Here is a 23,948-nt window from a genome sequence, read left to right on the forward strand (position 1 = left end):
TCCCGTACCCGTTACGCCGTGGGTGTCGCCGAAGTCGGCGAGGCCGACGCGGTCGCCGCCCGTTCGGCGAGACCAGGGAAGGCTACGCTCTCCCCGCGCCAGCGCACCGCCCGCACCGCCGCCTCCCGCAGCGCCTCGGCGGCCATGGAGCGCCGCCCGTCCACGGTTGCCCGCACCAGGTCGGAGTACACCCCGGCGACCCGGTCCTCCAGCTCGGCGGCCAGCCGTACGGCCGCGTCCGAGTCCGGCACCGGGAACGGCAGCGCGTAACCCGCCGCGGCTGCCGCCGGGGTGCCGCCCAGATCCCGCACCTCACGGGCGAGCGCGTCGCGCCGGGCGCGATGGGCGTCGTACGCCGACCTCGCCTCGGTACGCCGGCCCTCACGGATCCGCCCGCCGACGACCCCGTACCCGTACACGGCGGCATGTTCGGCCGCCAGCGCCGCCTGGAGCGCGGCCACCTCACGCTTGTCCTGCTCGTCGCTCACTTCGCCGCCTCCGTCAGCAGATACGCGTGCGCCGCCCCGGCCGCCGCCACGGAGGCCAGCAGCCGGGCCAGCTCGCCCGGGACCTCGAGGAGCGACTTCGCCCGTGCGTCCGCGAGCGACCGCTCGGCGGTGGCGAGCCCGGCGAGGGCGTCCTTCTCGGTGCCGGGTACGGCGGAGGGGGCGGGGGGGCCGGCGGTGGGCGATGCCGAACCGGTCGCCGCCGGCGTACCGCCGAACGCCTCCACATGCCGCACGGCCTCCGCCCGCAGCACCCCCAGCCGCTCCGCGAGCCCCGGATACGCGGCGATCACCGCGTCGTACCGCTCGACGATCCCCCGGCTGTCCCGCGCCGCACGCGTGCGTGCCCGCTCGGCGACCGACGGACTGCCTCCGGTGCTCCCCTCGGTCTCCTCGGACCCGGAGGAGCAGCCCACCAGCAGGGCGGCACCGGCGGCCGAGGCGAGCAGTGTTCTTCGGCGCGGCCCCGAGGGGGTACGCGGCGGCGGGGGGTACGGCACGGCAGTCGTCCTCGGGGGCTCGTACGAACACATGGGCGGGAAGGCGGCCCGCCGGTGATCACGGTACCCGCGCCCCGCTCCGCAACCCCTCATCGGCACCGTGGCGGACCCCCGGTCGCCGCAGGGTGGACGGCAACACACCTTTGGAGCGGATACCCTTTGACCAGACACGCGACCAACCCACAACAGCACACGCGGCCGAGGAGTCACCCGGATGAGCACCACCCAGAGCGAGAGGCTGCGAGAGCTCCTGGAACCGCTCGTCAGCTCCCAGGGACTGGATCTGGAAGAGATCTCAGTGGACTCCGTAGGACGGAAGCGCGTGCTCAGCGTCGTCGTCGACTCCGACACCGGGGCGGACCTGGACCAGATCGCCGATGTGAGCCGCGCGCTCTCGGCGAAGCTCGACGAGACGAACGCAATGGGCGAGGGCGAGTACACCCTCGAGGTCGGCACCCCGGGCGCGGAGCGCCCCCTCAAGGAGCATCGGCACTATGTGCGCGCCGTGGACCGGCTGGTGAAGTTCCAGCTGACCGAGGGCGGCGAAGTGGTCGCAAGGATCCTCGAGGTCGACGACGAGGGTCTGGACGTCGAGGTGCCCGGGGTCAAGGGACGTAAGGCCACCAGCCGCAGACTCGCCTTCTCCGACATCGACAAGGCGCGCGTGCAGGTCGAGTTCAACCGCAAGGACAAGAAGGAAGAGGAGGCGTAGCCGTGGACATCGACATGAGTGCCCTGCGGGGCTTGGTACGGGAGAAGGAGATCTCCTTCCCCCTGCTGGTCGAGGCGATCGAGTCGGCCCTCCTCATCGCCTACCACCGCACCGAGGGAAGCCGCCGCCACGCGCGCGTGGAGCTCAACCGGGAAACCGGCCACGTGACGGTGTGGGCGAAGGAGGACCCCGAGGACCTCGAGGAGGGCCAGGAGGCCCGCGAGTTCGACGACACCCCGTCCGGCTTCGGCCGTATCGCCGCCACCACCGCCAAGCAGGTCATCCTGCAGCGGCTGCGCGACGCCGAGGACGACGCGACGCTCGGCGAGTACGCCGGCCGTGAGGGCGACATCGTCATGGGCGTGGTCCAGCAGGGCCGTGACCCGAAGAACGTGCTCGTCGACATCGGCAAGCTGGAGGCCATCCTGCCGGTGCAGGAGCAGGTCCCCGGTGAGACGTATCCGCACGGCATGCGGCTTCGGTCGTACGTCGTGCGCGTGGCGAGGGGGGTGCGCGGTCCGTCCGTCACGCTGTCGCGCACACATCCCAATCTGGTGAAGAAGCTCTTCGCCCTGGAGGTGCCGGAGATCGCCGACGGTTCGGTGGAGATCTCCGCCATCGCGCGTGAGGCCGGTCACCGGACGAAGATCGCCGTACGGTCCACCCGTTCCGGACTGAACGCCAAGGGCGCCTGCATCGGCCCCATGGGCGGGCGGGTGCGCAACGTCATGGGTGAGCTGAACGGCGAGAAGATCGACATCGTCGACTGGTCGGACGACCCGGCCGAGATGGTGGCGAACGCGCTCTCCCCGGCCCGCGTCTCCAAGGTGGAGGTCGTCGACCTGGCGGCCCGCTCCGCCCGCGTGACGGTGCCGGACTACCAGCTGTCGCTGGCGATCGGCAAGGAAGGGCAGAATGCCCGGCTCGCGGCTCGTCTGACCGGCTGGCGGATCGACATCCGCCCGGACATCGAGCAGCCGAGCGAATAGGTCCCGGATCACGATCGGGAATAGATCTCGGCCCACGAGGGCTGAGATCACGACAACAACCGTTCGATCCCAGCCCCGAAGGGGTGAGGTCGCTACGGGGAGGTAGACTTAGCAGTGTCTGGCCGGACGCACGCCCGCGCATGCCCTGAACGCACCTGTGTGGGGTGCAGGCAGCGAGCGGCCAAGACCGATCTGCTGCGCACCGTGGCGATCAAGGACGCATGCGTCCCCGATCCTCGCGGTACGCTGCCCGGCCGGGGCGCCTATGTGCACCCCGCCCTGGTCTGTCTCGACCAGGCGGTACGCCGCCGGGCGTTCACGCGGGCGCTTCGCGCCCCGGGAGCGCTCGACGTAAAGGCGTTGCGCCAGTACGTCGAGCAGACAGACAGTTGCTGAGCAGGCAACACCGCAAGGAGCGTCGCACGGAACCCCGTGCGGCCCTGGTACCCCGCGAGTTGGAAGTAGGTCGAGATTGCGATGAGCACTCGATGAGCACGCGATGAGTACGCCCATGAAGTAGCGACGGTCCGGACGCAACCCGGACCTAAAAGGAGCGAAGTGGCTAAGGTCCGGGTATACGAACTCGCCAAGGAGTTCGGGGTGGAGAGCAAGGTCGTCATGGCCAAGCTCCAAGAACTCGGTGAATTTGTCCGTTCGGCGTCTTCGACCATCGAAGCGCCCGTCGTCCGTAAGTTGACGGACGCCCTTCAGCAGGGCAACGGAGGCGGCAAGCCCGCCCCCGCCCGCAAGGCTGCCCCGGCAAAGCCGGGCGCCCCCTCTCCGGCGCAGGCTGCCCGTCCGGCCGCCCCGCGCCCGCCGGCCCCCAAGCCGGCCGTTGCCGAGACGCCCGCGGCTCCCGCCGCGCCGGCCGCTCCCGGCCCCCGTCCCACTCCGGGCCCGAAGCCCGCGCCGCGCCCCGCGCCGGCGTCCCCGGCTCCGACCACGCCCGAGTTCACGGCACCCCCGTCGGCCCCCGCCGCGCCGCCGGCCTCGCAGGGCTCCGCCCCGCGTCCGGGCGCCCCGCGTCCGGCCGGCCAGCAGGCGCCGCGTCCGGGTGCTCCCCGTCCCGCCGGTGGCCCCGGCCAGGGCGGCCAGGGTCGTGACCGCGGCGACCGCGGCGACCGTCCGGGCGCCCCGCGTCCGGGTGGCCAGGCCTCGCGCCCCGGTGCCCGTCCGGCCGGTCCCCGTCCGGGCAACAACCCCTTCACCTCTGGTGGCTCCACCGGCATGGCGCGCCCGCAGGCGCCCCGTCCGGGCGGCGCCCCGCGTCCCGGTGGCCAGGGTGGCCCCGGTGACCGTCCCGGCGGCGCCCCGCGTCCGCAGGGCCAGGACCGTGGTCCCCGTCCCCAGGGCGCGGCCGGCGGTGCCCGTCCGGCGGCTCCGGGCGGCGCTCGTCCCTCCCCGGGCGGCATGCCCCGTCCGCAGGGCGGCGCTCCGCGTCCCGGCGGCGGCCCGCGTCCGAACCCCGGCATGATGCCGCAGCGTCCGGCTGCCGGCCCGCGTCCCGGTGGCGGTGGCCCCGGCGGCCGCGGTCCCGGTGGCGCCGGTCGTCCCGGTGGTGGCGGCGGCGGTCGTCCGGGTGGCGGCGGCGGCTTCGCCGGTCGTCCCGGCGGTCCCGGTGGCGGTGGCGGCGGTTTCGCCGGCCGTCCGGGTGGTCCCGGTGGCGGTGGCGGCGGTTTCGCCGGTCGTCCGGGTGGTCCCGGTGGTCCCGGCGGCGGTGGCCGTCCCGGCTTCGGCGGTCGTCCGGGTGGTCCCGGTGGCCGTGGTGGCACGCAGGGCGCCTTCGGTCGTCCCGGCGGTCCCGCGCGTCGTGGTCGCAAGTCGAAGCGGCAGAGGCGCCAGGAGTACGAGGCCATGCAGGCCCCGTCGGTCGGCGGCGTGATGCTGCCTCGCGGCAACGGACAGTCCGTCCGCCTGTCGCGCGGTGCGTCCCTCACCGACTTCGCCGAGAAGATCAACGCCAACCCGGCGTCGCTCGTCGGCGTGATGATGAACCTCGGCGAGATGGTCACTGCCACGCAGTCCGTCTCCGACGAGACGCTGAAGCTCCTCGCGGACGAGATGAACTTCATCCTCGAGATCGTCAGCCCGGAGGAGGAGGACCGCGAGCTGCTCGAGTCCTTCGACATCGAGTTCGGCGAGGACGAGGGTGGCGAGGAGTTCCTCGTCGCGCGTCCGCCGGTCGTGACCGTCATGGGTCACGTCGACCACGGTAAGACCCGACTGCTCGACACCATCCGCAAGACGAACGTCGTCGCGGGCGAGGCCGGCGGTATCACGCAGCACATCGGTGCGTACCAGGTCGCGACCGAGGTCAACGGCGAAGAGCGCAAGATCACCTTCATCGACACCCCGGGTCACGAGGCGTTCACCGCCATGCGTGCCCGTGGTGCCAAGTCGACCGACATCGCGATCCTCGTGGTGGCGGCCAACGACGGTGTGATGCCCCAGACGATCGAGGCGCTGAACCACGCCAAGGCGGCCGACGTGCCGATCGTGGTCGCGGTCAACAAGATCGACGTCGAGGGCGCGGACCCGACCAAGGTGCGCGGTCAGCTCACCGAGTTCGGTCTGGTGGCCGAGGAGTACGGCGGCGACACCATGTTCGTCGACATCTCCGCCAAGCAGGGCCTCAACATCGAGAGCCTGCTGGAGGCCGTGGTCCTCACCGCGGACGCCTCGCTCGACCTGCGGGCCAACCCGGAGCAGGACGCGCAGGGTATTGCGATCGAGTCCCACCTCGACCGCGGCCGCGGTGCCGTCTCGACGGTCCTGGTCCAGCGCGGCACGCTGCGCATCGGCGACACGATGGTGGTCGGCGACGCGTACGGCCGTGTCCGGGCGATGCTCGACGACAACGGCAACAACGTCGAGGAAGCGGGTCCGTCGACCCCCGTCCTGGTCCTGGGTCTCACCAACGTCCCCGGCGCCGGCGACAACTTCCTGGTCGTCGACGAGGACCGCACGGCACGTCAGATCGCCGAGAAGCGCGCGGCGCGCGAGCGCAACGCCAACTTCGCCCGGCGTGGAGTCCGGTTCTCCCTGGAGAACCTGGACGAGGCCCTCAAGGCCGGTCTGGTGCAGGAACTCAACCTCATCATCAAGGGCGACGCGTCCGGTTCGGTGGAGGCTCTCGAGTCCTCGCTGCTCCAGCTCGACGTCGGCGACGAGGTCGACATCCGTGTCCTGCACCGCGGTGTGGGTGCGGTGACCGAGTCCGACATCAACCTGGCGACCGGCTCCGACGCCATCGTCATCGGCTTCAACGTCCGCGCTGCGGGCCGCGCGGCGCAGATGGCGGAGCGCGAGGGCGTCGACGTCCGGTACTACTCGGTGATCTACCAGGCCATCGAGGAGATCGAGGCGGCCCTCAAGGGCATGCTCAAGCCGGAGTACGAGGAGGTCGAGCTCGGCACGGCGGAGATCCGCGAGGTCTTCAAGTCGTCCAAGCTGGGCAACATCGCCGGTGTCCTGGTCCGCTCGGGCGAGGTCAAGCGCAACACGAAGGCTCGACTCGTCCGCGACGGCAAGGTCATCGCGGAGAACCTCAACATCTCCGGTCTGCGTCGCTTCAAGGACGACGTCACCGAGATCCGCGAAGGGTTCGAGGGCGGTATCAACCTCGGCAACTTCAACGACATCAAGGTCGACGACGTCATCGCGACGTACGAGATGCGCGAGAAGCCGCGCGGCTGATTGTCGTAGCACGCGATCGGGGCCGATCGGCGGACGTAATATCCGTCGATCGGCCCCGGCCGTTGCGTGTACGGTTCCTGTATCGGCGTCGACGCGGCGCCCATACCCCGAACCGGCGGGACATCCGGACACACACATGTATGTGGGGACTCTGTCCTTCGACCTGCTCCTCGGCGACGTTCACTCGCTCAAGGAGAAACGCTCTCTCGTCCGTCCGATCGTGGCCGAGCTCCAGCGCAAGTACGCGGTGAGTGCGGCGGAGACGGGCCATCAGGACCTCCATCGCAGGGCCGAGATCGGGCTGGCGATGGTCTCCGGGGACACCGGACACCTCACCGACGTACTGGACCGCTGTGAGCGGCTGGTCGCCGGGCGGCCCGAGGTGGAACTGCTCTCGGTTCGACGCAGACTCCATGGCGACGAAGACTGAAGCGACGAAGACTCAGCAACAAGCAAGACACTTAAGGAGACGGACCAGTGGCCGACAACGCGCGGGCGAAGAGGCTGGCGGACCTCATCCGAGAGGTGGTGGCCCAGAAGCTGCAGCGCGGGATCAAGGACCCGCGGCTCGGCTCGCACGTCACCATCACGGACACCCGGGTCACGGGTGACCTCCGGGAGGCGACCGTCTTCTACACGGTGTACGGGGACGACGAGGAGCGCGCGGCCGCGGCCGCCGGTCTGGAGAGCGCCAAGGGCGTGCTGCGTTCCGCGGTGGGTGCGGCGGCCGGCGTGAAGTTCACGCCGACGCTGACCTTCGTGGCGGACGCGCTTCCGGACACCGCCAAGACCATCGAGGACCTCCTCGACAAGGCGCGCCAGTCCGACGAGAAGGTGCGCGAGGTCTCGGCCGGAGCCGCCTACGCCGGTGAGGCGGACCCGTACAAGAAGCCGGGTGAAGACGAGGACGACACCGCCGAATGACACAGAAGAACCAGACGCCCGACGGGCTTGTCATCGTCGACAAGCCGTCGGGCTTCACTTCGCACGACGTCGTCGCCAAGATGCGCGGGATCGCGAAGACCCGCCGCGTCGGACACGCCGGCACCCTCGACCCGATGGCGACCGGTGTGCTCGTCCTCGGCGTAGAGAAGGCGACCAAACTCCTCGGACACCTCGCGCTCACCGAGAAGGAGTACCTGGGCACGATCCGCCTGGGTCAGACGACCCTGACCGATGACGCCGAGGGCGAGATCACGGGCTCGACAGACGCCTCGAAGGTCACCCGGGACGCCATTGACGCGGGGATCGCCAAGCTGAGCGGCGACATCATGCAGGTGCCGTCCAAGGTCAGCGCCATCAAGATCGACGGTGTGCGCTCCTACAAGCGGGCGCGTGAGGGCGAGGAGTTCGAGATCCCCGCCCGGCCCGTGAAGATCTCGTCCTTCGCGGTGTACGACGTCCGGGACGCCGTCGCCGAGGACGGGACGCCCGTGATGGACCTCGTCGTCTCGGTGGTCTGCTCGTCCGGTACCTACATCCGGGCGCTGGCCCGGGACCTGGGCGCGGACCTCGGCGTGGGCGGCCACCTCACCGCTCTGCGGCGCACGCGGGTCGGCCCGTACAAGCTGGACGCGGCCAAGACGCTGGAGCAGCACCAGCAGGAGCTGACCGTGATGCCGATCGCCGAGGCGGCCGCGGCCGCGTTCCCGCGCTGGGACGTGGACGAGAGGCGGGCCCGGCTGCTCGCCAACGGTGTACGCCTGGAGATGCCCGACGAGTACGCGGGCCGCGGCACCGTCGCCGTCTTCGGCCCCGAGGGCCGACTGCTGGGCCTCGTGGAGGAACAGAAGGGCAAGGCGAAGAGCCTCGCCGTCTTCGGCTGAGAGGCTCCGCCCGTGGAGCGGCGGTCACGGAGTTGTCCGCCGCTCCACGGTCCCCCCTCGGTTCCCCCACCCCTAGGGTGTATCCACCGACTCCCTCTCATTCACCCGTGCGGGCAGGCGCTCGGAGTGAAGCGGGGGAGCGGACGGGGGCGCGTTCACCGCGCGATCTGTCCCGCCGATCACCTGATGCCTACCGTCGAAGACAGGGCAGGGCACGGCGGGGAGGTTCGACCATGGCGGGACGAGGCCCGCGGACCGCGGGCGGCCGCCGACGCGCGGGTGACAGCGGGCACTGCGCGTCCTCCGGCGCGACATCCGGGCCGGGACACGCACGCGACGCATCCCTTGTCCGGATCCACGACCTGGCCGGCCGTCCCCGGGGCACCGGCTTCGTGGCCGACCACCACGGCACCGTGATCACCAGCCACGAGGCCGTCGACGGACTGCCGAGGCTGCTGCTCTACGCCGCCGAGGACCGCCACTGCGTGGTGACCGCCGACGCGGTGACCGCCCTGCCCGAGCTGAACCTGGCCCTCGTACGGACCGAGGGACTCGGCGTCGAACCGCTCCCCGTCACCGTGCGGGACCGGATCGAGACCGGTGCCTATGTGCGGATCCCCGCCGGGTGCTGGCGTGAGGCGAGGGTGCTCGGCGCGGCCCCGGTGACGTACACCGCGACGGATCGCTTCCATCTCCTCGACGGCGCACTGGAGTTGGCGATCGGCACGGCCGGGCGGGACGCGCTGCGGCTGGGCGGCGGGGCGGCCGGCGGACCGGTGCTCGACGCCGCGACCGGCGCGGTGGTCGGCGTCCTCGGCACCGCGCTCCAGGGCGGCGGCCGTGACGCCGGGTTCGCGGTACCCCTGCTCCCGGCACCGCCCGGCCCGCTCGCCGAGCTCCTCGCCGAGAACGCGGCGACCGTGCCCGCGTACGGCGTGGACCTCAACCTCGCGGGCGTACTCGAGCTGACGGCGACCTCGGTGGGCCAGGACGGCCCGCCGGGCGCGCTCGCGGGCTACGTCGGCCGGGCGGGCACCGGCACCCCCGGATCGGTGACACCGGTCCAACGGGCGGCCACGGCAGCGGAGTTCGCGGCCTTCACCGACGGCCCGGCCGCCGTCCTCGCCCTCGTCGGCCCGCCCGGCAGCGGTCGTACGACAGAACTCGCGTCCCTCGCCGCCCACCGCAACCGGGGTGCCCGGCCCGCCCCGGCCCTGTGGCTGCGCGGCGCCGACCTGAGGGACGACGACACCTCGGTCGCGGACGCGGCACGCAGGGCGCTGACCCGGGCGGCACGGATCGTCGCCGCGTCGCGCTCGGCGCACGTCGCCGACCTGGGCGAGGTGACCCCTGAGCGGCTGGCCCGGCTCGCCCACACCGACGGCCGCCCCCTGCTCCTCCTCCTCGACGGCCCCGAGGAGATGCCACCCGTCCTGGCCCACCGCCTCACGGAGTGGACCGACGGCACGGCGACATGGCTGGGTCAGACGAGGGCACGGCTGGTGGTGGCGTGCCGGGAGGAGTACTGGGAGCGGGCGGGGGAGGGGTTCCCGGGAGGAATGCTGCACAGCCCGGATGCCGAGCCACTTCCAGCCCGTCCGGCGTTCGAGGGCGAGAAGCCGCCCTGCGTGCGCCTCGCCGACCTGCACGAGGACGAAGCCCGCCAAGCCCGGGTCCGCTACGGCATCCCCGAGGACGCCCTCACGGACACCGACGCCCGCCACCCCCTCACCCTGCGCCTCCTCTCCGAGGTCCGAGCCGCCCTCCCCGACACCGACACGCCCGGCACCCGAGCGGACCGCCACGACGTCTTCGCCGCCCACCTGGACCTGATGTGCCTCCGCGTCGCCGTCCGCCTCGCCGCCGAGAACGGCCTGCGCGGCACCGCCGTACGCCGCCTCGCCGCCAAGGTCTCCGGCCAGGTGCACGAGGCCGCCCGCCGCAGCCTCGGCCCGGGCCAGGGCGAACTGGACCGCGAGTCGTTCGAGGCGGTGTTCCCCTGGGGCCAGGCCTCCGCACGGCTCGGCGGCGGCACCGGCTGGGCGTCCGCCGTCCTCACCGAGGGCCTCCTGGTCCCCGCGGGCAACGGTTACCGCTTCGCCCACGAGGAACTCGCCGACTGGATCCAGGGCATGCACCTCGACCTGGACGAGGCCCTGCGCGCCCTGGTCCACCGCCGCAGCCCGCACCCCTTCCCGGTGCCGCACCACCGCATCGGCCCGGTCGTCCAGGCCCTGCTCCTCCAGTCCCGCCAGCACGGCACGCCCCGACTCGCCCTCCGCCTGGAGGAGTTGATCCAGGCACTGGACGCCGACCCCGACTCCTGGTGGGCGGCCCGTCTCCTCACCGAGTCCCTGCTCCGCGTACCCGACGCGACGCCGTACACGGGCGTGCTGCGGCTGCTCGCGGACCGCGTGGTGGACTGGCGACGCCAGGGACGCGACGAGGAGCTCGACCAACTCCCCGTCCGGGCCACCGAGTTCGCCCCCGACTTCTGGCTCGCCCTGCCGCTCCCCCCGATCACCCTGTTCGATCTGCTCCGCCGTCTCGTCCTCGCCGACGGCCCCGCACACGACACCGCCCCCCGTTTCCTGGACGCGGCCTCCGGGTTGCTCGCGGCCGACCCCACCGCCGTATCACCGCACCTGACGCGTTGGTTCGACGACGAGCGCCCGCTGCCCGCCACCCCGCACGCGACCGTCGCGAAGGCCGCGCAGGCGCTGCTGCACACCCACCGGCAGCTGGCCCTCGACGACCTCACCGAGGTGCTCGTCGACTGCGCGCACCGGCGGGCCGACGAACTGCTCACCGTGCTCGCGGAGGACGAACCGTCCGCGGTGTGCCGGGCCGTGGACCGGTGGGCGCACGACGAGCGCCCTGACCGGCGGGTCGCGGCGGTGGCGTACGGCCTGCGCGCCGCCCCGCACGTGCGGACGGAGGCCGATCGCGAGCTGCTGCGCTACGCCGCCCTCACCCTGCTCGCCCGCCCCGCGGACTGCACCCTGCACGGCGGCGCGCTCGCCCTCCTCGTCCGTGACCCGCGCACGCGTGCCCGTCATCTCCCGCAGGCCCTCGGCCACTTCATGGCCGGCGACCCGCAGTTCCCGCCGAGTGCACTCGTCGCTGCGATGACCACACACCCTGAGCCGGTCCTCGACGCCTTCCGCGCCCGGCTGCGACGCCCCGGCGCCGGAGCGGCCCTGCGCACCCTCGCCGACGTCACCACACCCACGCAGGCCCGCCGGATCGCCGGGCTCGTGCGGGAGGCGGTGGAGCAGCGGCCGGAGACCGCAGGGGACATGGCCGCGTACGTCGACCGGCGCCTCGACCAGGGGCCGGGGGCGCGGGCGGTACTCCTCCCGCTGGTCACCGGCCTGCTGGACGGCGGCTCGGAGGAGGTGCGAGCCGCCCTCGCCGCCGTACTGGCCACTCCCGGCGCCCCCGCCTCCCGCCCCCTCCGTCGCGAACTGCTCGAATTCCTGCTGAGCCACGAGCACGCGCCCGCCGTCCTGGACGCCCTCCTGCGCGCCGCCGCCCGCCACCCCGACGACGGGCTGCGCGAACTCGTCCACCGCACCGGCCTCCTCCTCGTCCGCACCCCGCAGGGCGCGGCCCGTTTCGACCGCGGCCTCGTCGATCTCGGCCGTCAGGTGCCGGGCTTCGCGGCGCGGGTGGCGGGCTGGCTGACCGACGCTCCGCAGCAGTGGGCGGCGGTGGTCGGCCCCAGTACCCGCCGGATGATCGAGAACCTGGCAGGTGTTCGCGTCCCCGCCTGACCCGCCCGTCCTAAGTGCGTCGAGTCACAGCGCCCATGCCGATGCGGGCCGGAGCGACGCGGCATGGCACCCTTAGACCTGCGTAAGAGATAAGCCGTACATACGGACACAGGTTCGACGAGGAGCGGTCACAGTGCAGCGCTGGCGTGGCTTGGAGGACATCCCCGAGGACTGGGGACGCAGCGTCGTCACCATCGGCTCCTACGACGGAGTCCACCGCGGACACCAGCTGATCATCCGGCATGCCGTGGAACGCGCCCGTGAGCTGGGCGTTCCCGCCGTCGTCGTCACGTTCGACCCGCACCCCAGCGAGGTCGTCCGCCCCGGCAGCCACCCGCCTCTGCTGGCCCCGCACCACCGCCGCGCCGAGCTGATGGCGGAGCTGGGCGTGGACGCGATCCTCATCCTGCCCTTCACGACGGAGTTCTCGAAGCTCTCGCCGGCCGAGTTCGTCGTCAAGGTCCTCGTCGACAAGCTGCACGCCAAGGCGGTCGTCGAGGGCCCCAACTTCCGCTTCGGCCACAAGGCCGCGGGGAACGTGGAGTTCCTCGCCGAGCAGGGCAAGACCTACGACTTCGAGGTCGAGGTCATCGACCTGTTCGTGTGCGGCGAGGCGGGCGGCGGCGAGCCGTTCTCCTCCACCCTCACCCGCCGCCTGGTCGCCGCCGGCGACGTCGAGGGCGCCCACGAGATCCTGGGCCGCCCGCACCGGGTCGAGGGCGTGGTCGTCCGGGGCGCGCAGCGCGGCCGTGAGCTGGGCTTCCCCACGGCCAACGTCGAGACCCTCCCGCACACCGCCATCCCCGCCGACGGTGTCTACGCCGGCTGGCTGCACGCCCAGGGCGAGGCGATGCCGGCCGCGATCTCCGTCGGCACCAACCCGCAGTTCGACGGCACCGAGCGCACGGTCGAGGCCTACGCCATCGACCGCGTCGGCCTCGACCTCTACGGCCTGCATGTCGCCGTCGACTTCCTCGCGTACGTACGCGGCCAGCTGAAGTTCGACTCCCTGGAGGCCCTGCTGGAGCAGATGGCCGAGGACGTCAAGAAGTGCCGGGAGCTGATTTCGGCGGCCGAGTAGTCGTTCGTCGCGGTCCTACGACGCCGAAGGGCGGCCGGTGCTGGTGAGCACCGGCCGCCCTTCAGTCGTGTCGGCTACTGCTGCGGGGGCGCGGGCGGGTAGGGCTGCCCGGGCTGTCCCGGCTGCGGGTAGGGCTGGCCGGGCTGCTGGGCCTGCTGCGGGTACGGCTGCCCCTGCTGAGGGTAGGGCTGGCCCTGCTGCGGATAGGGCTGGCCCGGCTGGGCGGCGTACGGGTGACCCGGCTGCTGAGGCTGCTGCGGGTACGGCTGCCCGGGCATCGGCTGGCCCGGCATCGGCGGGGCCGCCACCGGGGGCGGGTTGCCGTCGCTGGTCCACAGGCCGTGCATCTGCTGGTGGCGTACGAAGTCCTCGGCGACCATCGCCGCGAGGTTGAAGTACGACTCCCGCACCTTCGGCCGCATCATGTCGAGGTCGACCTCGGCACCGGCCGCGAGGTGTTCGTCGAAGGGCACCACGATGACACCGCGGCAGCGCGTCTCGAAGTGGCTGACGATGTCGTCCACCTTGATCATCTTGCCGGTCTCGCGCACCCCCGAGATGACGGTGAGGGACCTCGACACGAGATCCGCGTACCCGTGCGCCGACAGCCAGTCCAGCGTCGTACTCGCGCTGCTCGCACCGTCGACGGACGGCGTCGAGATGATGATGAGCTGGTCGGCGAGGTCGAGCACACCGCGCATGGCGGAGTAGAGCAGACCGGTACCGGAGTCCGTCAGGATCACCGGGTACTGCTTGCCCAGCACATCGAGGGCCCGCCGGTAGTCCTCGTCGTTGAAGGCCGTGGACACGGCCGGGTCGACGTCGTTGGCGATGATCTCGAGCCCGGACGGCGCCTGGGAGGTGAACCGGCGGATGTCCATGTAGGAGTTGAGGTACGGGATCGCCTGGACGAGGTCACGGATGGTGGCCCCGGTCTCCCGCCGCACCCGGCGGCCGAGGGTACCGGCGTCCGGGTTGGCGTCGATGGCGAGGATCTTGTCCTGCCGCTCGGTGGCGAGGGTCGAGCCGAGGGCGGTGGTGGTCGTGGTCTTGCCGACGCCGCCCTTGAGGCTGATGACCGCGATGCGGTAGCAGGACAGCACGGGCGTGCGGATCAGCTCCAACTTCCGCTGCCGCTCGGCTTCTTCCTTCTTCCCGCCGATCTTGAACCGGGAGGGCTGGGCGGCGGGACGGCCGCTCTTCGCCTTCTGCTTCTTGTTGTTCAGCAGCCGGTCCGAGGACAGCTCCACGGCAGCGGTGTAACCGAGCGGCGCCGCACCGGGGTTGGTCATCTGCCGCTGGTCGTGCTGCATGGGCTGCGGCCAGGCGGTACCGGTGCGGGGGTCGACGGGGGGCTGCGGAGCCTGCCCGGCGTATCCCTGCGGAGCGGCTGCCGGGGGCTGCTGACCGTCGGGCTGCGGCTGTCCCTGCGGTACGCCCGGCTGAGGCTGGCCATCCTGCTGCTGCGCGGGCGGCTGCGGGAAGCCGTAGCCGCCGGGGGCGGGCGCCTGCGGGGCGTTCGGGGCACCGGGGTGCGGGAAGCCGTAGCCCGCCTGCGGGTCGGGTGCGGGGGCTCCGCCGGATTGAGGGAAGCCGTAACCGGCCTGCGGACCGGGGGCGGCGGCGGGTTGCGGGGTACCGGGCGCCGGTTGGGCGTGCGGGGCTGAGGGGGTGGGGGCCGGGGGCTGTCCCTGTTGGGGGAAGCCGTAGCCCGACTGCGAGTTGGGTGCGGGGGCTCCGCCGGGCTGTGGGAAGCCGTAACCGGCCGCTGCGGGGGGCGCGGTGGTTTGCGGGGTGCCGGGGGCGGGCGCCGGTTGGGCGTGCGGGACTGAGGGGGCGCCGGCCGGGGGCTGTCCCTGTTGGGGGAAGCCGTAGCCCGACTGCGAGTTGGGTGCGGGGGCTCCACCGGGCTGTGGGAAGCCGTAACCGGCCGCTGCGGGAGGCGCGGTGGTGTGCGGGGTGGCGGGGGCGGGCGCCGGTTGGGCGTGCGGAGCTGAAGGGGCGCCGGCCGGGGGCTGACCCTGCTGTGGGAAGCCGTAGCCGCCTTGGGCGTTGGGGGCCGAAGGTTGGAGAGGGGTCGGTTGGGCAGCGCCGGGCTGCGGGAAGCCGGGACCGTCCTGCGGGGCGGGGGTGGTGGGCGGCTGCTGGGCCGTCGGGGTGCCGGGATGCGGTGCGGCTGGAGCGGGTGCCGCGGGCGGCTGGTTCCAGGCGGCGGGCGCGGGCTGTGGGGCCTGCGGCTGGAAGGGCGGCTGCTGCTGCGGTACGGGCGGGTGGGCCTGCGCGGCCGTCGGCTGCGGGGCGGGTGCCGCCGGGGCCGGTTGCTGGGGCTGGGCCTGTGCCGGCCACTGGGCCGCCGGGGCGGGAGCGGCGGGCTGGTACGACGGCGGCAGCGGCGGCATTCCGGCCTGCGGCGCCGGCGGGGGAGTCCAGGCGGGGGGTGCGTCCTGCGGGGCGCTGTCCTGGGGTGCGCTGTCCTCGGGCTCGGCGTCAGCCGGTACGGCGTCGGCGGGCTCGGGGCTCGCGGGTACGGCGTCGACGGGCTCCGCGGTCGCGGGTACGGCGTCCTCCGGCTCGGCGTCGGCGGGCGCCGCGTCCGAGAGCTCCGCGTCCTCCGGCTCGGCGTCGGTCTCCTGAGGCGCGGTCTCCTGAGGCGCGGTCTCCTCCGCCTCGGTCTCCTCGTCGGGACCCGCGTCCTCCGGCTCCGTCACCGCGGGCTCCGGGTCCTCCACGTCGACGTCGGTGTCCTGGGACGGCGAGGTGTCGTCCGCGGCAGGCTCCGTGTCCTCGGCGGGGGACTCCTCAGAGGCGCCCGGGAACGCCAGGACGTCGGCGTCGTCCTCCTCGGCCGTCCCGTCCGGCTCCGTGATGTCCTCGGCGACCGGTTCGACCGCTTCCGCGATGCCGTCGTCGGCCTCGTCCACCGCATCGGCACCCGGGGTGTCCGCCTCGGCATCCACCGACGGCTCCACGACGGCATCCTCGGCGGAGTCGTCGGCGACGGCCTCGTCGGCAACGGCCTCGTCGGCAACGGGTTCGTCGGCAACAGAGGAATCGGCACCGTCGGCTTCTTCGGCCACCGCGCCGCGCTCCGCGATCTCGCGCTTCAGCGAGGCCGCGGAGAACCGCATCGTGGCGCCGCTCTCCAGGTCACCGTTGCCGGACTCCAGCTCCTCGTCCGCCGCCGCGGGGGCAGGCGGAGCCGTGGGCGCGGGGAGGGTGAAGCTCGTCGGAGGCGCGGCGGGCGGCGCTGCCGGGGCGGAGTCGGAGTCCGCGGCGGCCGGCGGCGTCACCGGCGTGGGCAGGGCGAAGCTCGACGGGGACGACGCGGGCGGTGCCGCCGGAGCACCCCACTGGGACTGGAACCCCGGAATGTTCGGCACGGCCGTCGGCGACCCGGCGTCCGGAGCCGGCGACTCGGGCTGAGCGGGCTGCGGTGGCTGCGCGGCCTGCGGAGGCTGCGGCTCGAACCCGCTCCCCGCCGGAAGCCCGGGCACCGCACCCGGCCCCTCGCCCGACGGCGCGGGCGGCTGGAACGGCGCACCGGGAGCCGGAGCCGGCGGCGTGAACGGGGCCCCGGGACCGGAGGACGGCGGCGCCGGAGGCGTGAAAGGCGCCCCCGGACCGGCAGCGGGCGGAGTGAAAGGAGCACCAGGACCCGGCGCGGGCGGCGTGAAGGGAGCGCCCGGACCAGGCGCCGGAGGCGTGAACGGAGCCCCGGGCCCCGGAGCGGCACCCTGGGGACGCGAATGCGCGGGAGGCGTCAGCCCCGGCAGCGAGGAAGCGGACCAGTCCACGGGAGAGGGCGCGGCACCGGGCGTACCCGAGGCCGGCGAACCGGCCTCGGCCGAACCCGTCGTACCGGATGAACCAGATGCGCCGGACGACCCGCCCGTGCCTGACGATCCGGCCGTACCCGACGCGTTCCCCCCATCGCCGGAACCCCCCGAAGCGTTCTGCGTGTACCAGGCAGGCGGCGCGTAGTCGATGGTGAACTCGCCCGTCATCTCGCTGGCGGACTCCGCGTCGGGCTGGTCATCGCCGGGTGTGGCCCAGCCCCCGCGGATCCCGTCCCGATCGCTGCTCACAATTCCTCCTGGTGTGGTCGAGCACCCTCATACCGTGCTAGGGGCGACCTGTTCTTGTCGTCTTCTCGTCGTCCGAAGTCGTTCCAGGTCGTCCGATCCACCGGCTCTCCCCCTGGATATCGACGCCCGGTCCACGGGTTCTGGCGCCGCCCCCGGTACCAGCCTAATCACCGCAAGCCCCACCCCGGCAGGCCCGTCCACCCCTGAGCGCACGTCCACTGCGTCACAACCTGCCCAGAAGTGGCCTACACAGCTTTCGCATTCATGGTCAAAAAGGGCGATGTTCGTGAACACCCCGAACACAAACGGAAGGTGAGGGGAGGCGGGCACGGGCCTTCCCGAAGCGCCTTACCGGGCAGGGCTGTTGGGGCGGGCGACGGTCCACCCCGATCCCCGCCCGAAACCGGCCGACGGGCATAGTAGGGCCGATCCGATCATCGAAACGGTCATCATCCCGCCAGAAAACAGAAGGGGCTCCTTCGCGTGAGCTTCGGCCCGCCTCCCTCGATCTACACCCAATCCGCACTCTCGGCCGACACCGCCCGCAGGCGCCGCCGCCGTACGACGCTGCTGGGCGCCGTGGTGGTCGCCGCGGCGGTCGCGCTGGGCGGAGGCGGCTGGCTCCTCGCGTCCGGGGACGACGGAGCACCCGCCGGCGCCGAGCGGGCCGTCGCGCAGAGCCCGGACGACATCAGGGAGACGACCGAGACGGTCCCCGCCTCGCCCGAGGGCCGGCTGATGATCGAGCACGACGAGGAGAAACTCTCCAAGACCAACGACGCCGCCCCCCGCTACGCGCCCGGCACCTGGGCCACCGACAAGGTCATGGTCAAGGGTGTCGCCGACCGTCTCGAGGGCTACAACATCGCCCTCGACGCCGACGAGAAGGCCTGGAGCCTCAAGCTGGACGGCCATATCTGCGCCACCAGCAGACATGTCACCGCGGACGGCCGTACCGCCGTCGTCATCCAGCCTCCGCGGCCCAAGGGCTCGGAGAAGGACGGTGTCTGCGACCAGGTGGTGTTCTTCGACCTCGACACCGGCAAGAAGCTGTGGCAGAAGAAGATGCCCGCGGCGAACTCCGCCTACGTCACCAACACCAACCTCACGCTCACGAAGGGCGTCGTCGCCGTGGCCTGGGGGCAGGGCTCCGTGGCGTACGACATGAAGTCCGGCAAGCGGCTGTGGAACAGCAGCCTCGGCTCCAAGTGCCAGGACAAGGCCTTCGCCGGCGGCCGCGCCCTGCTGTCCCTGCTCAGCTGCGGATCACTGCCCGACGTCACCTTCCAGGTGCAGAAGCTGGACCCGCGCACGGGCAAGGTGCGGTGGACGTACCGGGTCGCCAGTGGGGTCCAGACCGTCTACCTGCCGTCGTCCGATCCGCCGGTGCTCGCCGTCGCGGCGGGGGACAGCGAGGTGACCGACCTGATCTCGCTCGACAGCGTGGGCAAGCGCCGTACGACCATCGGGCTGAACGGCTACGAGGCGAAGTGCGGCGAGCGGTACTTCGGACTGTCGTTCTTCGGCGAGTACGAGGCCTGCGACGGCCTGGTCGTCGGACGCGACCGGGCCTTCGTCACCAGCAAGGAGAACATCGCCGTCAACCAGCCGTCGGACTGGATCGTGGCGTTCGACCTGGTGACGGGCAAGACGGTCGGCAAGTTCGACGGGCGTGAGCTGCAGAAGGTCCATCCGCTGCGGATGAGCGGCGACGACCTCCTGATCTACCGGAGCGGTGCGGGCACCGTCGCCCCGGCCGCCGTGGTGCGCTGGAACCCGAGGACGGACAAGGAGACCCCGCTTCTCCTCTTCACCCTCCCGGACGACGAGGACGGCGAGCTCAGCGACCCGGAGCAGTCGGACATCCTCTACCAAGAGGGCCGGGTCTTCTTCGGGAAGCGGGAACTGGTCGCCGACGACAAATACCCGACGGACCCGGTACTGATGGCCCTCGCCATCGGGGGCGCCGGACTGAAGCACTGAGAGAGCGAAGAGGGGCGGCACGCACGCGTGCCGCCCCTCACCGTCACTCCGCCTCTTGCGGCGCCGGCTCGATGTCGAACTCCCCGTCCCGCGCCCCCAGCACGAACGCCCGCCACTCCGCCTCCGTGTACCGCAGCACGGTCTCCGGCTCCAGCGAGGACCGCATGGCCACGGCACCCTCGGGCAGGTACGCGATCTCGACCCGCTCCTCGTGCTCCTCGGTGCCCGGCGCGCTGTGCCACTCGACGCCCGAGATGTCGAGGGCGTAGAGCTCGTCCCGCTCCCGCTCCTTGCGCGCCTTGATCTCCTCTGCCGTCTCCGCCATGTCCCGGCGACCCCTTCCGACGTCGTACGACCACGATCCGAGCGCTCACCCTAGTGGCCCCCCGCGCCCCATCAGGGTGCTTCCGGAACCGGGGCGAAGGCCCCCACCTTTGCCTGGTACCCTGAGTGACGGCCGTTCGTGTACGCACCCCCGGAGCCCTTCGCTCTGGAGGCCGCGCCCAGCGGATCCCCGCCTCCCGAGTAACGGAAGCTCCCCCGAGACATAGACCGGGGGCACTCGGTGGCCATTTTCAGACTACGAGGAGTTTCGAGTGCCGCTCGATGCCGCAGTGAAGAAGCAGCTCATCGCCGAGTTCGGTCAGAAGGAAGGCGACACCGGCTCCCCCGAGGTCCAGGTCGCCATGCTCTCGCGCCGGATCTCGGACCTGACCGAGCACCTCAAGACCCACAAGCACGACCACCACTCCCGCCGTGGTCTGCTGATCCTGGTCGGTCAGCGCCGCCGCCTTCTCCAGTACCTGGCGAAGAAGGACATCCAGCGCTTCCGCGCGCTGGTCGACCGCCTCGGCATCCGCCGCGGTGCGGCGGGCGCCAAGTAAGACGTCATGTGGGGAGCGGTTCCCGAAACGAGTCGGGGGTCGCTCCCTTTGCCGTACGTGCGGAAACGTGCGGAGTGTCACACCTACTTTGTAGTGTGGTAGCACAACGCAGTACCACGAGGAGAAGTGCACCTCGCCGCCGCCGGTCCTCGGTAGTGGCTCCCGGGCAATGCGAACCCGGGTGCTTCGATCGAAGACCGGCCCGCAACAGACGGAGCGCTTCTCCACCCATGTCCCCCCGCCACACGGGCGGGCCGGGACAAAAGACGAAAAGTAATGGAGAAACGCTAGTGGAGAACGAGACCCACTACGCCGAGGCCGTCATCGACAACGGCTCCTTCGGCACCCGCACCATCCGCTTCGAGACGGGCCGCCTGGCCAAGCAGGCCGCCGGCTCCGCCGTGGCGTATCTGGACGACGACACCATGGTGCTGTCGGCCACCACCGCCTCCAAGAACCCCAAGGACCAGCTCGACTTCTTCCCCCTCACGGTGGACGTCGAGGAGCGGATGTACGCCGCCGGCAAGATCCCCGGCAGCTTCTTCCGCCGTGAGGGCCGTCCCTCCGAGGACGCCATCCTCACCTGCCGGCTGATCGACCGCCCGCTGCGCCCCTCCTTCAAGAAGGGCCTGCGCAACGAGATCCAGGTCGTCGCCACGATCATGGCGCTCAACCCCGACCACCTGTACGACGTCGTGGCGATCAACGCCGCCTCCGCGTCCACGCAGCTGGCCGGTCTGCCCTTCTCCGGCCCGATCGGCGGCGTCCGCGTCGCGCTGATCAACGGCCAGTGGGTGGCCTTCCCGACGCACACCGAGCTCGAGGACGCCGTCTTCGACATGGTCGTCGCGGGCCGCGCCCTGGAGGACGGCGACGTCGCGATCATGATGGTCGAGGCCGAGGCCACCGAGAAGACCATCCAGCTGGTCCAGGGCGGTGCCGAGGCGCCGACCGAGGAGGTCGTCGCCGCCGGTCTGGACGCCGCGAAGCCCTTCATCAAGGTGCTCTGCAAGGCCCAGGCCGACCTCGCCGCGAAGGCCGCCAAGCCGACCGGCGAGTTCCCGGTCTTCCTCGACTACCAGGACGACGTCCTGGAGGCCCTGTCCGCCGCCGTCCGCCCGGAGCTCGCCTCCGCGCTGACGATCGCGGGCAAGCAGGAGCGCGAGTCCGAGCTGGACCGCGTCAAGGCGCTCGCCGCCGAGAAGCTCCTGCCGGAGTTCGAGGGCCGCGAGAAGGAGATCTCCGCCGCGTACCGCTCCCTGACCAAGCAGCTCGTCCGCGAGCGCGTGATCAAGGAGAAGAAGCGCATCGACGGCCGTGGCGTGACGGACATCCGTACGCTCGCCGCCGAGGTCGAGGCCATCCCGCGCGTGCACGGCTCCGCGGTGTTCGAGCGCGGCGAGACCCAGATCCTGGGCGTCACCACCCTCAACATGCTCCGCATGGAGCAGCAGCTGGACACCCTCTCCCCGGTGACCCGCAAGCGCTACATGCACAACTACAACTTCCCGCCGTACTCCACCGGCGAGACCGGCCGCGTCGGCTCCCCGAAGCGCCGCGAGATCGGCCACGGCGCCCTCGCCGAGCGCGCCCTGGTCCCGGTCCTGCCGACGCGCGAGGAGTTCCCCTACGCGATCCGCCAGGTCTCCGAGGCGCTGAGCTCCAACGGCTCGACGTCCATGGGCTCGGTCTGCGCCTCCACCATGTCGCTGCTGAACGCCGGTGTGCCCCTCAAGGCCCCGGTCGCCGGTATCGCCATGGGTCTGATCTCCCAGGAGATCGACGGCGAGACGCACTACGTCACCCTCACCGACATCCTCGGTGCGGAGGACGCCTTCGGCGACATGGACTTCAAGGTCGCCGGCACCAAGGAGTTCGTCACCGCCCTCCAGCTGGACACCAAGCTGGACGGCATCCCGGCCTCCGTCCTGGCCGCGGCCCTCAAGCAGGCCCGCGACGCCCGCCTCCACATCCTCGACGTGATGATGGAAGCGATCGACACGCCGGACGAGATGTCCCCCAACGCCCCGCGGATCATCACGGTCAAGATCCCCGTGGACAAGATCGGTGAGGTCATCGGCCCGAAGGGCAAGATGATCAACCAGATCCAGGAGGACACCGGCGCCGACATCACGATCGAGGACGACGGCACCATCTACATCGGTGCCCAGCAGGGCTCGCAGGCCGAGGCCGCGCGCGCCACGATCAACTCGATCGCCAACCCGACCATGCCGGAGGTCGGCGAGCGCTACCTGGGTACGGTCGTCAAGACCACCACCTTCGGTGCGTTCGTGTCGCTGCTCCCGGGCAAGGACGGTCTGCTGCACATCTCGCAGATCCGCAAGCTCGCCGGCGGCAAGCGCGTGGAGAACGTCGAGGACGTCGTCGCCGTGGGCTCCAAGGTCCAGGTCGAGATCGCCGAGATCGACTCCCGCGGCAAGCTCTCCCTGATCCCGGTCATCGAGGGCGAAGAGAACGATGAGAAGAAGGACGACACCGACAAGTGACGTCGAGTAGCTCACCGGCGACGGCCCGCACCTCTTCGGAGGCGCGGGCCGTCGCCCGTACCCAAACCCTCGTCAAGGGCGCGAACGGCATCGGCACGGTCCGCAAGACGACCCTCCCGGGCGGCCTGCGCATCGTCACCGAGACACTGCCCTCGGTCCGCTCCGCCACCTTCGGCATCTGGGCCCACGTCGGCTCCCGCGACGAGACCCCGTCCCTGAACGGCGCCACGCACTACCTGGAGCACCTGCTCTTCAAGGGCACCACGCGCAGGTCGGCGCTGGACATCTCCTCGGCGATCGACGCGGTCGGCGGCGAGATGAACGCGTTCACGGCGAAGGAGTACACGTGCTACTACGCACGCGTGCTCGACACCGACCTGCCGCTCGCCATCGACGTCGTCTGCGACATGCTCACGGGCTCGCTGATCCTCGAGGACGACGTCAACGTCGAGCGGGGCGCGATCCTCGAAGAGATCGCCATGACCGAGGACGACCCGGGCGACTGTGTGCACGACCTGTTCGCGCACACCATGTTCGGTGACAACCCCCTCGGCCGCCCGGTCCTCGGCACGGTCGACACCGTCAACGCCCTCACCGCCGACCGCATCCGCCGCTTCTACAAGAAGCACTACGACCCGACGCACCTGGTCGTGGCGGCCGCGGGCAACATCGACCACAACACGGTCGTACGACAGGTCCGCGCCGCCTTCGAGAAGGCGGGCGCCCTCAAGAACACCGACGCCACGCCCATCGCCCCGCGCGAGGGCAGGCGCGCCCTGCGCACCACGGGCCGCGTCGAGCTGCTCGGCCGCAAGACCGAGCAGGCGCACGTCGTCCTCGGCATGCCGGGCCTGGCCCGCACGGACGAGCGCCGCTGGTCGCTGGGCGTGCTGAACACCGCGCTGGGCGGCGGCATGTCCTCCCGGCTCTTCCAGGAGGTCCGCGAGAAGCGCGGCCTGGCCTACAGCGTGTACTCGTACACCTCGGGCTTCGCCGACTGCGGCCTGTTCGGCGTGTACGCGGGTTGCCGGCCCTCGCAGGTGCACGACGTGCTGAAGATCTGCCGCGACGAACTCGACCACGTCGCCGAGCACGGCCTGACCGACGACGAGATCGCCCGAGCCATCGGCCAGCTCCGCGGCTCCACCGTCCTCGGCCTGGAGGACACCGGTGCGCTCATGAACCGCATCGGCAAGAGTGAGCTGTGCTGGGGCGAGCAGATGTCCGTCGACGACATGCTGGCCCGGATAGCGTCGGTCACCCCGGACGACGTCCGCGCGGTCGCCCGCGACATCCTGGGACAGCGGCCCTCGCTGTCGGTCATCGGCCCGCTCAAGGACAAGCAGGCGTCGCGTCTGCACGAGGCCGTGGCCTGACCCGGTCCGACTCCGAGACTCCAGAAC

At 71.8% G+C, this 23,948-nt stretch carries 17 protein-coding genes and 1 pseudogene; 13 read left to right on the plus strand and 5 right to left on the minus strand.

Annotated features, from left to right (window positions below):
* Window positions 1-11: 11 nt before the first annotated feature.
* Both ACIOHP_RS34390 and ACIOHP_RS34395 read right to left on the minus strand, forming a co-directional pair.
* A complete protein-coding gene (locus tag ACIOHP_RS34390; RefSeq protein WP_361545971.1) occupies window positions 12-488 on the minus strand; it encodes a ferritin-like domain-containing protein in 477 nt (158 codons plus the stop codon).
* On the minus strand, window positions 485-1,006 hold the full coding sequence (locus tag ACIOHP_RS34395) for a hypothetical protein (RefSeq protein WP_401893555.1): 522 nt from the start codon (window positions 1,004-1,006) through the stop codon (window positions 485-487). The genes ACIOHP_RS34390 and ACIOHP_RS34395 overlap by 4 nt, the downstream gene beginning before the upstream one ends.
* A 214-nt stretch (window positions 1,007-1,220) precedes the next feature.
* Here ACIOHP_RS34395 and rimP point away from each other — a divergent pair, with 214 nt between their 5' ends.
* From rimP to ACIOHP_RS34440, 9 genes are all read left to right on the plus strand, one after another.
* Window positions 1,221-1,718: a ribosome maturation factor RimP gene (gene rimP / locus ACIOHP_RS34400; protein WP_266887332.1), complete on the plus strand. Its 498-nt coding sequence runs from the start codon at window positions 1,221-1,223 to the stop codon at window positions 1,716-1,718.
* Window positions 1,719-1,720: 2 nt separating this feature from the next.
* Entirely contained in the window at window positions 1,721-2,707 is a 987-nt protein-coding gene (gene nusA, locus ACIOHP_RS34405; protein WP_266887330.1) for a transcription termination factor NusA, read from the plus strand.
* A gap of 114 nt (window positions 2,708-2,821) precedes the next feature.
* Entirely contained in the window at window positions 2,822-3,103 is a 282-nt protein-coding gene (locus tag ACIOHP_RS34410; RefSeq protein ID WP_095046730.1) for a YlxR family protein, read from the plus strand.
* Between the two features lie 162 nt (window positions 3,104-3,265).
* Entirely contained in the window at window positions 3,266-6,403 is a 3,138-nt protein-coding gene (infB, locus tag ACIOHP_RS34415; protein ID WP_401893558.1) for a translation initiation factor IF-2, read from the plus strand.
* A 136-nt stretch (window positions 6,404-6,539) separates the two neighbouring features.
* Window positions 6,540-6,833, plus strand: a complete 294-nt coding sequence (locus ACIOHP_RS34420) for a DUF503 domain-containing protein (protein WP_327719704.1) — start codon at window positions 6,540-6,542, stop codon at window positions 6,831-6,833.
* Between the two features lie 47 nt (window positions 6,834-6,880).
* Window positions 6,881-7,327 carry a 30S ribosome-binding factor RbfA gene (gene rbfA / locus ACIOHP_RS34425; RefSeq protein ID WP_361545982.1) on the plus strand — a complete coding sequence of 149 codons (447 nt, stop codon included), beginning with the start codon at window positions 6,881-6,883 and terminating at the stop codon, window positions 7,325-7,327.
* Complete coding sequence (truB, locus tag ACIOHP_RS34430; protein WP_401893559.1) at window positions 7,324-8,229, plus strand: tRNA pseudouridine(55) synthase TruB; 906 nt, start codon at window positions 7,324-7,326, stop codon at window positions 8,227-8,229. Before rbfA ends, truB begins: the two co-directional genes overlap by 4 nt.
* A gap of 233 nt (window positions 8,230-8,462) precedes the next feature.
* Window positions 8,463-12,005 carry a trypsin-like peptidase domain-containing protein gene (locus tag ACIOHP_RS34435; RefSeq protein WP_401893560.1) on the plus strand — a complete coding sequence of 1,181 codons (3,543 nt, stop codon included), beginning with the start codon at window positions 8,463-8,465 and terminating at the stop codon, window positions 12,003-12,005.
* 133 nt (window positions 12,006-12,138) lie between these two features.
* Complete coding sequence (locus ACIOHP_RS34440; protein ID WP_401893561.1) at window positions 12,139-13,086, plus strand: bifunctional riboflavin kinase/FAD synthetase; 948 nt, start codon at window positions 12,139-12,141, stop codon at window positions 13,084-13,086.
* Between the two features lie 74 nt (window positions 13,087-13,160).
* Here ACIOHP_RS34440 and ACIOHP_RS34445 read toward each other — a convergent pair whose 3' ends face one another.
* Window positions 13,161-16,580, minus strand: coding sequence for an AAA family ATPase (locus ACIOHP_RS34445; RefSeq protein ID WP_401893576.1), 3,420 nt, complete (start codon window positions 16,578-16,580; stop codon window positions 13,161-13,163).
* 462 nt (window positions 16,581-17,042) lie between these two features.
* A pseudogene (locus ACIOHP_RS34450) lies at window positions 17,043-17,171 on the minus strand (SCO5717 family growth-regulating ATPase); the annotation flags it as partial.
* Window positions 17,172-17,654: 483 nt separating this feature from the next.
* On the opposite strand from ACIOHP_RS34450, the gene ACIOHP_RS34455 reads away from it, so the two are divergent.
* Complete coding sequence (locus ACIOHP_RS34455; RefSeq protein WP_401893563.1) at window positions 17,655-19,154, plus strand: PQQ-binding-like beta-propeller repeat protein; 1,500 nt, start codon at window positions 17,655-17,657, stop codon at window positions 19,152-19,154.
* Window positions 19,155-19,197: 43 nt separating this feature from the next.
* Here ACIOHP_RS34455 and ACIOHP_RS34460 read toward each other — a convergent pair whose 3' ends face one another.
* Window positions 19,198-19,479 carry a DUF397 domain-containing protein gene (locus ACIOHP_RS34460; RefSeq protein ID WP_307025167.1) on the minus strand — a complete coding sequence of 94 codons (282 nt, stop codon included), beginning with the start codon at window positions 19,477-19,479 and terminating at the stop codon, window positions 19,198-19,200.
* Between the two features lie 271 nt (window positions 19,480-19,750).
* Here ACIOHP_RS34460 and rpsO point away from each other — a divergent pair, with 271 nt between their 5' ends.
* The 3 genes from rpsO (at window position 19,751) to ACIOHP_RS34475 (ending at window position 23,921) form a co-directional block, all read left to right on the plus strand.
* Window positions 19,751-20,038 carry a 30S ribosomal protein S15 gene (gene rpsO, locus ACIOHP_RS34465; RefSeq protein ID WP_046263478.1) on the plus strand — a complete coding sequence of 96 codons (288 nt, stop codon included), beginning with the start codon at window positions 19,751-19,753 and terminating at the stop codon, window positions 20,036-20,038.
* Window positions 20,039-20,328: 290 nt separating this feature from the next.
* Complete coding sequence (locus ACIOHP_RS34470; protein ID WP_401893565.1) at window positions 20,329-22,545, plus strand: polyribonucleotide nucleotidyltransferase; 2,217 nt, start codon at window positions 20,329-20,331, stop codon at window positions 22,543-22,545.
* Window positions 22,542-23,921 carry a M16 family metallopeptidase gene (locus ACIOHP_RS34475; protein ID WP_401893566.1) on the plus strand — a complete coding sequence of 460 codons (1,380 nt, stop codon included), beginning with the start codon at window positions 22,542-22,544 and terminating at the stop codon, window positions 23,919-23,921. Before ACIOHP_RS34470 ends, ACIOHP_RS34475 begins: the two co-directional genes overlap by 4 nt.
* Window positions 23,922-23,948 lie beyond the last annotated feature (27 nt).

It is taken from the genome of Streptomyces sp. NPDC087859 (genome assembly GCF_044742595.1).
In the GTDB taxonomy this organism is placed as follows: domain Bacteria; phylum Actinomycetota; class Actinomycetes; order Streptomycetales; family Streptomycetaceae; genus Streptomyces; species Streptomyces canus_F.

Excerpts from the sequence above, each read along its gene's own strand:
- rimP (WP_266887332.1), top strand. The coding sequence starts at position 1,221 with ATGAGCACCACCCAGAGCGAGAGGCTGCGAGAGCTCCTGGAACCGCTC.
- ACIOHP_RS34420 (WP_327719704.1), top strand. The coding sequence starts at position 6,540 with ATGTATGTGGGGACTCTGTCCTTCGACCTGCTCCTCGGCGACGTTCAC.
- truB (WP_401893559.1), top strand. The coding sequence starts at position 7,324 with ATGACACAGAAGAACCAGACGCCCGACGGGCTTGTCATCGTCGACAAG.
- ACIOHP_RS34435 (WP_401893560.1), top strand. The coding sequence starts at position 8,463 with ATGGCGGGACGAGGCCCGCGGACCGCGGGCGGCCGCCGACGCGCGGGT.
- ACIOHP_RS34460 (WP_307025167.1), bottom strand. The coding sequence starts at position 19,479 with ATGGCGGAGACGGCAGAGGAGATCAAGGCGCGCAAGGAGCGGGAGCGG.